Here is a 6,449-nt window from a genome sequence, read left to right on the forward strand (position 1 = left end):
ATAGCTCATACCATATTGACAGGCGACAGCCATCATTGACTGTCCGGCATTTACTTGTGAAACCAATTCAAGTTTCTCCTCTGGGGACCATGCCTTGTAATGTGCTTTGTGACACAATGCTCCCGGTCCGCCAGCCTGTTCGATACGATTCCAAGTACGAATCTTGTTACGGAAATTTGCTGTTTTAATTCCTTTAGGTGTTTTTACCCACTTACCTTGACGATAAAGTTCTACACACATCAGCTTAAATTCAGTCGTATAACGCAAAATGTACCCTCCTTACTGGGTGTCTAGTAAAGAGGGTACATTTCATTGGGTCACGGTTCTTTTTTTGGCTCCGCGTTGATGGTTTTTTGGTTGGTGAAAATGACAAAGCCCGGCTTGGCTCCGTTTGGCTTTTTTACATAGCGGCGCTGCGTACAGTCGATGGAAACGCGGCTGGAAAAGCGTCCTTTGCTGTAGTAAGCGGCGATTTGAGCAGCCCGCAGGATATCTTCTTCCCTGGGGCTTGGAAGGGTCGTTTTCAGAATGACATGGGAGCCCGGAATGTTCTTGGCATGGAACCAAAGATCATGGGCGCGTCCTAGTTTGAAGGTGACATAGTCATTCTGCTTGTTGTTTTTTCCCACATAAAGGAGGGTGTCTTCCGAAAGAACGACTTTAAGCGGAACTGATTTGGACTGGACCGCCATCTTTTTACGGGGCTTGGGAAGGAGGCCAAGGGCAATGATTTCTTCCTTGATTTCTGAAACATCCCCTTTGGTGATGGCTGTATCCAGGGACGCGTCAAGACTTTCCAGATAGGCAAGGAGACTATCCGTTTCAGCTTGCTGGGTATGAATCTCGCTCACTGCCCGTTTGTACTTGTTATAGCGTTTGTAGTAGGCCTGGGCATTTTCTATGGCCGTCAGCTGGGGCTGGAGCGCAATGGTAAGGGGTTCATTGGTATAGATGTTTTGGAGCGTTGCTGCCTGTTCCCCCTTCTTTATGGCAGTTCCATAAGCCATAAGTGTATCGGCCATGATCTTTTGAGTATCGGCGTCTTCGGCCCGCAGGAGATCTTTTTCTAGGGCCTTCTGTTTTTTCTTGGTTTTTGCCATGTGGCTGAGGACGAGCTTTTGCAGTGTGTCCTTTTCGGGAATCTGGATGGGAACGAGGCTGGCGCTATACAGCAGGGCGGCTAAGAGGGAAGGAAAGGAACGGGCTGTCATCTTTTCCCCTACATGGGCCTCATAGGCAGTTAGGTGCTTCATCCGGTTGCGCCCATCGATTTGGGCCATGACGGTCTGGATTTCCCCTGTCAGATGGGCTTTTACCTCTTCTTGGATGGAGAAGATGGCTTTTTCAAGGGCCGCTGCTTCCTTTAGGGAAAATAGGGCCGGTGCCTTGTCAAAGCCTGCACGGTAGACGGTCTCCTGGGCGGATTCTTTTCCGATGCCGACAGTTACCGCAATGAGGGCGGCGGTGAGACTATCTTTCCCGCTTGCCACACAAGCCTCCCTGATGGCATGGGGGTCACCTTCAAGAAAGGAAATGCCTTCCCCAAGGGGCGGCGCTTCATAGGGCTTATTTGGCAAGATCTGGCGCACGCGGCTTTCTTTCTTTCCAATGTGGCGGAGAGCGTCGACGATGAGCCCTGTTTCATCAACAAAGATGATGTTGCTGTTTTTTCCTGTCAGTTCAAGAATCAGTTTTTTTGTGATGATCTTGCGTTCCCGGCCAATCAGATCGATGCCTATGACAAGAACGCGGTCAAGGCCCAGCTGCGTGATGGACGTAATGCGGCCTTCTTCAAGGTGTTTACGAAGGAGCATGCAGAAACTGGGCGGCCTATCTGGCCGTTCAGGAAGACGCTCGGGAAGTGTCACGAGGGGGGAATCCCCGGATAGATCAATGAGCAGGTTTTCGGTATGGGTTTGGAGCGTAATCTGAAGGAGCAGGGAATTGCGGCTCGGCATGAAAATCTTATAAATCCTGCCGTTTTCCAGATGGTCCCGCAGCTCTTTAGTAAGAACGCGTAAGGTCATGCCTTCGAGGTTCATGAAAAAGCCTCCTTTTGGCTTATATTTGCACGATTTCCCGTTTTTTTATATAATATATGGATACATTATGCGTGGTCTGCAATCGTAAGATGCCAGACGGCACTTCACACAGTATAATATGTGGATTCTTTCTGGTCAAACCGCAAAGGAGATTATGGAATGAAAAAAACAGGATTGCTGCTTGTTGCCCTTCTGACACTGACCCAATCGGCTTACGCCATGCTCCCCCTTACGGAAAACAATATTGCTGCTGCCCAGCTTTACGGATCCCAGCGCAAAGGAGCGTCAGACCTTGAACTGGTAGCGCCTTGGACCGTCTACGACCGTAAGCAGACGAACCGTTATGGCGTCGGGGAAAAAACGGTTATGTACACGCCTTATCTTATGGCAGCCATCGATGCCAAGAGTCTTGCGGAAAATGGGGGAACTCCCACAATCAGCCGGGGCATGAAGGTGGCCAAGGCCTATGACGGTGTGCTTGCCCTCGGTGTCACAATCAGTACGACGACCAAGCTTGAACCGAAATTCCTCAAGGTCAAGATGTATCAGGGCACCAATGTGGTGGAACCCTATTACACGAATCTCAACCATGCGGCTCGGCGCAAGATGAAGGTGAACAGTGCCGCCGCGGGCGGCGTCGTCACGGTCAATGTCTGGGATGATCAGTACTATATCTATTTTGACCTCAAGAAGCTCGATCCCAAGCGGACCATGGTCCTTGCTGTAACTGATGAGGTCGGTGGAACGCGGGAGTACGTGCTGAAACTTGACAAAGTAAACTAAGGGGGCCCTACGTTGTTAAAGAGTATGACCGGCTACGGACGTGGCGATTATCAGGATGATTCGTTTTCCTTTACCTTTGAAATCAAGACCGTGAATCACCGTTATGCGGAACTGTCCATCCGCATGCCGCGCTTCTTGGCACCCCTTGAAAACCGGATGCGCAAGGTGATCTTGGATGATGTGAGCCGGGGACATATGGACGTTTTTGTCAATGCAGCCTATACGGGAACGGAAGGCCGTCAGATTACAATTGACAAAGGCCTTGCAAAGGCTTATCATGATGGTTTGAAGGAACTTTCAGCCCTTTTGGGCGCTCATGAAGGCGCGGTTGATGAGGGGCGGGAGGTTCTTTTTGTGGCAAAGTGCCCCGATGTGGTCATCCCCGGAGAGGCAAAGATCGATCTTGAAACGCTCTGGCCCCATATGCTGGGTGCCGTCCAGACGGGACTGCGCCATTTGGACGCGATGAGGGAGGAAGAAGGCCGCAACATCTCCCAAGATGTGGCGCGCCGCGTAGACCTTATCGAAGAAAAGCTTTCCTTCCTGGAAGAACGCGCCCCTGAAGCGGTCAAGGATTATGAAAAGCGCCTTGAAGAGCGGCTTCTTGAGGCCCTTCGTGCCCATGGAGCCGGGGACCTGGATGAGTCACGTCTCATCCAGGAAGTTGCTCTTTATGCGGATAAGGTGAACACGACAGAGGAGATGGTCCGTCTCCACAGTCATATCAAGCAGTTCCGCCAGATGCTCCAGGAAGATCATCCTGTCGGTCGGCGTATGGACTTCCTGGTACAGGAATTTAATCGTGAAGCCAACACCATTGCCTCCAAATGCAGTGATTCGACGATGACCCAGACTGTCGTTGAAATGAAGGGTGAGATTGAAAAGGTCCGGGAACAGATCCAAAATATTCAATAGTGGCAAGGAGTAGGAAATGGACATCAAACTGATCAATATCGGATTTGGCAATATTGTATCGGCCCAACGGGTCGTTACCATCATCGGCCCGGAATCGGCGCCTATCAAGCGGATCATCCAGGATGGCCGCGACAAGGGTGTCGTCATTGATGCAACCTATGGGCGCCGGACCCGTTCCGTCCTCATCATGGACAGCGGCCATTTGGTCCTTTCGGCCCTGCAGCCAGAGACCATTGCCAACCGGTTTGCCGTTGACGATGACGTTGACGACGAAGCTGGAGAAGGAGGAGACCATGAATAAACCACAGGGAATCTTACTTGTCCTTTCTGGACCGAGCGGTGCCGGCAAAGGAACCATCTGCGGACGGCTCCTTGAGAAACGGGACCACATGGCCTATTCCGTTTCCTGCACGACCCGTGAACCCCGCAAGGGAGAAGTGGACGGCAAGAACTATTTCTTCAAGACCCGTGAGGAATTTGAGGAAATGATCAAAAATGGCGGCCTTTTGGAACATGCTTCCGTTTATGGAAACTATTACGGGACCCCGCGTCAGTACGTGCTTGATAAGCTGAACGAAGGCCTTGACGTCGTCCTTGAAATCGATCCCCAAGGCGCGCTGCAGGTCAAAAAGAGCTACCCTGACGGGGTGTTTGTTTTCATCGTCCCGCCATCCCTTGATGAACTCAGTAAGCGCATTTATAAACGCGGGACTGATGCGGTTGATGTCATCAAGCGCCGACTCAGCGCAGCGACATCGGAACTAGCCTATGCTTCGAAGTATGATTACATTGTCGTCAACGATGAAGTGGAAAGAGCCACGGACAAGGTCAGCAAAATCATCGATGTGGAACATCTCAAAGTGGGACGCACCTACTACATTGTTGATGAAATCTGCCAACAAAAGACGACTGAACAAGACTAAAGGAGTGTTGTTATCATGACTATGATTGATCCGTCCATTGATTATCTGGCTGAAAAAGTAGGTTCCAAATATGGCCTTGTCATTATGGCTGCCAAACGGGCTCGCCAGCTTGTTGACCATGCACCGGCCCTGGTGGAAAGCAAATCCAATAAGCCCGTTTCCATCGCTATGGAAGAAATTGCCCAGGGGCTTGTAACGGCGGAACCCAAGTCGAACACCAAGAAATAAAAGGAGTCCACTGTGTTAGAGGGCAAAAAGATTGCAATCGGTGTGACCGGTGGAATTGCCTGCTATAAGGTGGTCACCCTTGTCAGCCGTCTCGTCCAGGCCGGGGCAGAGGTCCGTGTCGTAATGTCGGAGGCCGCCACAAAGCTTGTGTCCCCTCTGTTATTTAAGGAAATCAGCGGCGCGCCTGTTGCCTATGATATGTGGCGTGGCAATGATGAATTCAATGTGGAGCATGTGGCCTTGGGCCGTTGGTGTGACCTTATGGTTGTGGCACCGGCTACGGCCAATATCATTGGCAAGATGGCTGGCGGCATTGCCGATGACCTTCTGTCGACGACGCTTATGGCTTGCGATAAGCCCAAGATCATCTGTCCGGCCATGAACACGAATATGCTCAATAACCCCGCTGTCGTGCGCAACCTGGAAACGCTGCGCAGGGATGGCATTCTTATCATGCCGAGTGGAGCGGGCTACCTGGCCTGCGGCATCAACGGGGCTGGACGCCTTCCTGAACCGGAAGACATCAAAGCCTATCTTGATGACTTTTTTGCAAAACGGGATGGTGACCTTCGGGGACGCCGCATCCTCGTGACGGCGGGAGGAACCCGGGAAGCCATTGATCCGGTGCGTTTCATCGGCAACCGGTCAAGCGGCAAGATGGGCTACGCCATTGCTTGCGATGCAGCGCGCCGCGGCGCCGATGTGATCCTTGTCTCAGGACCGACGGCCCTTGCGGCCCCGCGAAATGTAACACTGATTCCCGTGGAATCGACCCAGGAGATGCTGGATGCCTGCCTCACCGTCTATGATTCGGTGGATGCCGTGATCAAGGCTGCTGCTGTTGCCGATTACCGGCCCCATGAAAAAGCCGCGCAAAAGATCAAGAAAAATGAGGAAAGCCTCACCATCGACCTTGATAAGAACCCTGATATCCTGAAACTGTTAGGAGAAAAAAAGACCCATCAGTTCCTCGTCGGCTTTGCCGCGGAAACGCAGAACCTTATTGCCAACGCGGCCGCCAAAGTGCAGAAAAAGCACCTTGATATGATTGTCGCAAATGACGTTACGGCTCCAGGCGCTGGTTTCAGCACGGATACAAACATCGTCAAGCTGCTTTTCCCCGATGGAAGCATCAAGGAACCGGGTCTTATGTCAAAAGAGGATGTCGGAAATCTCATCCTTGATATCGTGCGAGACCAAACGGCTGAAAAATAAAAGCATAAAATGGGGTTCTTTGTCAAATGTTGGGGTGCCCCACAACTAAATCGCCTTTTAGGAACTCGGCAAGGCATTTGCCGAGTTCCTTTTTTGCCAATTCACATAGAGAATCCGGTTCCTAAATCTGTTGAAATCACGCATTCCAAATGCAACTCTCTTAACCGTCTTAATCAGGTTGTTACAGCCTTCTGTGAATCCATTGGAGTATGGCTGGATAATTGCTTGAATAATTGCAGCCTCCCAATCTTTAAAAGATCTTAAAATCCCTTTAAAAGCATCTAAGTTGTAGCCCATTACCATAGCTAACCATTTGTTTAGCTCCCGCTTCGCAGCCAATTCA

At 51.0% G+C, this 6,449-nt stretch carries 8 protein-coding genes and 1 pseudogene; 6 read left to right on the plus strand and 3 right to left on the minus strand.

Going from position 1 to position 6,449, the window contains the following annotated elements; translation table 11 throughout:
• Nucleotides 1-267: pseudogene (locus tag H503_RS0110685) on the minus strand (helix-turn-helix domain-containing protein); the annotation flags it as partial.
• Between the two features lie 50 nt (nt 268-317).
• Entirely contained in the window at nt 318-2,042 is a 1,725-nt protein-coding gene (locus tag H503_RS0110690) for an Rqc2 family fibronectin-binding protein (protein ID WP_009016430.1), read from the minus strand.
• A gap of 159 nt (nt 2,043-2,201) precedes the next feature.
• Here H503_RS0110690 and H503_RS0110695 point away from each other — a divergent pair, with 159 nt between their 5' ends.
• The 6 genes from H503_RS0110695 to coaBC are packed head-to-tail and all read left to right on the plus strand — an operon-like array spanning nt 2,202 to nt 6,106.
• Nucleotides 2,202-2,825, plus strand: a complete 624-nt coding sequence (locus H503_RS0110695) for a hypothetical protein (RefSeq protein WP_016459477.1) — start codon at nt 2,202-2,204, stop codon at nt 2,823-2,825.
• Between the two features lie 12 nt (nt 2,826-2,837).
• Entirely contained in the window at nt 2,838-3,740 is a 903-nt protein-coding gene (locus tag H503_RS0110700; RefSeq protein WP_016459478.1) for a YicC/YloC family endoribonuclease, read from the plus strand.
• Nucleotides 3,741-3,756: 16 nt separating this feature from the next.
• Nucleotides 3,757-4,041 carry an extracellular matrix/biofilm regulator RemA gene (remA, locus tag H503_RS0110705; RefSeq protein ID WP_009016427.1) on the plus strand — a complete coding sequence of 95 codons (285 nt, stop codon included), beginning with the start codon at nt 3,757-3,759 and terminating at the stop codon, nt 4,039-4,041.
• The gene (gene gmk, locus H503_RS0110710; protein ID WP_009016426.1) at nt 4,034-4,663 is read left to right on the plus strand and encodes a guanylate kinase; all 630 of its coding nucleotides are present in this window, start codon (nt 4,034-4,036) and stop codon (nt 4,661-4,663) included. The genes remA and gmk overlap by 8 nt, the downstream gene beginning before the upstream one ends.
• 21 nt (nt 4,664-4,684) lie before the next feature.
• The gene (gene rpoZ, locus H503_RS0110715; protein WP_014128678.1) at nt 4,685-4,891 is read left to right on the plus strand and encodes a DNA-directed RNA polymerase subunit omega; all 207 of its coding nucleotides are present in this window, start codon (nt 4,685-4,687) and stop codon (nt 4,889-4,891) included.
• 12 nt (nt 4,892-4,903) lie between these two features.
• Complete coding sequence (gene coaBC / locus H503_RS0110720) at nt 4,904-6,106, plus strand: bifunctional phosphopantothenoylcysteine decarboxylase/phosphopantothenate--cysteine ligase CoaBC (RefSeq protein ID WP_009016424.1); 1,203 nt, start codon at nt 4,904-4,906, stop codon at nt 6,104-6,106.
• Between the two features lie 57 nt (nt 6,107-6,163).
• On the opposite strand, the gene H503_RS0110725 is transcribed toward coaBC, so the two are convergent.
• A partial coding sequence (locus H503_RS0110725) for a transposase (protein ID WP_162141343.1) occupies nt 6,164-6,449 on the minus strand: 286 nt, incomplete at its 5' end.

Origin of the sequence: Acidaminococcus intestini DSM 21505, from assembly GCF_000425045.1 — a bacterium.
In the GTDB taxonomy this organism is placed as follows: domain Bacteria; phylum Bacillota; class Negativicutes; order Acidaminococcales; family Acidaminococcaceae; genus Acidaminococcus; species Acidaminococcus intestini.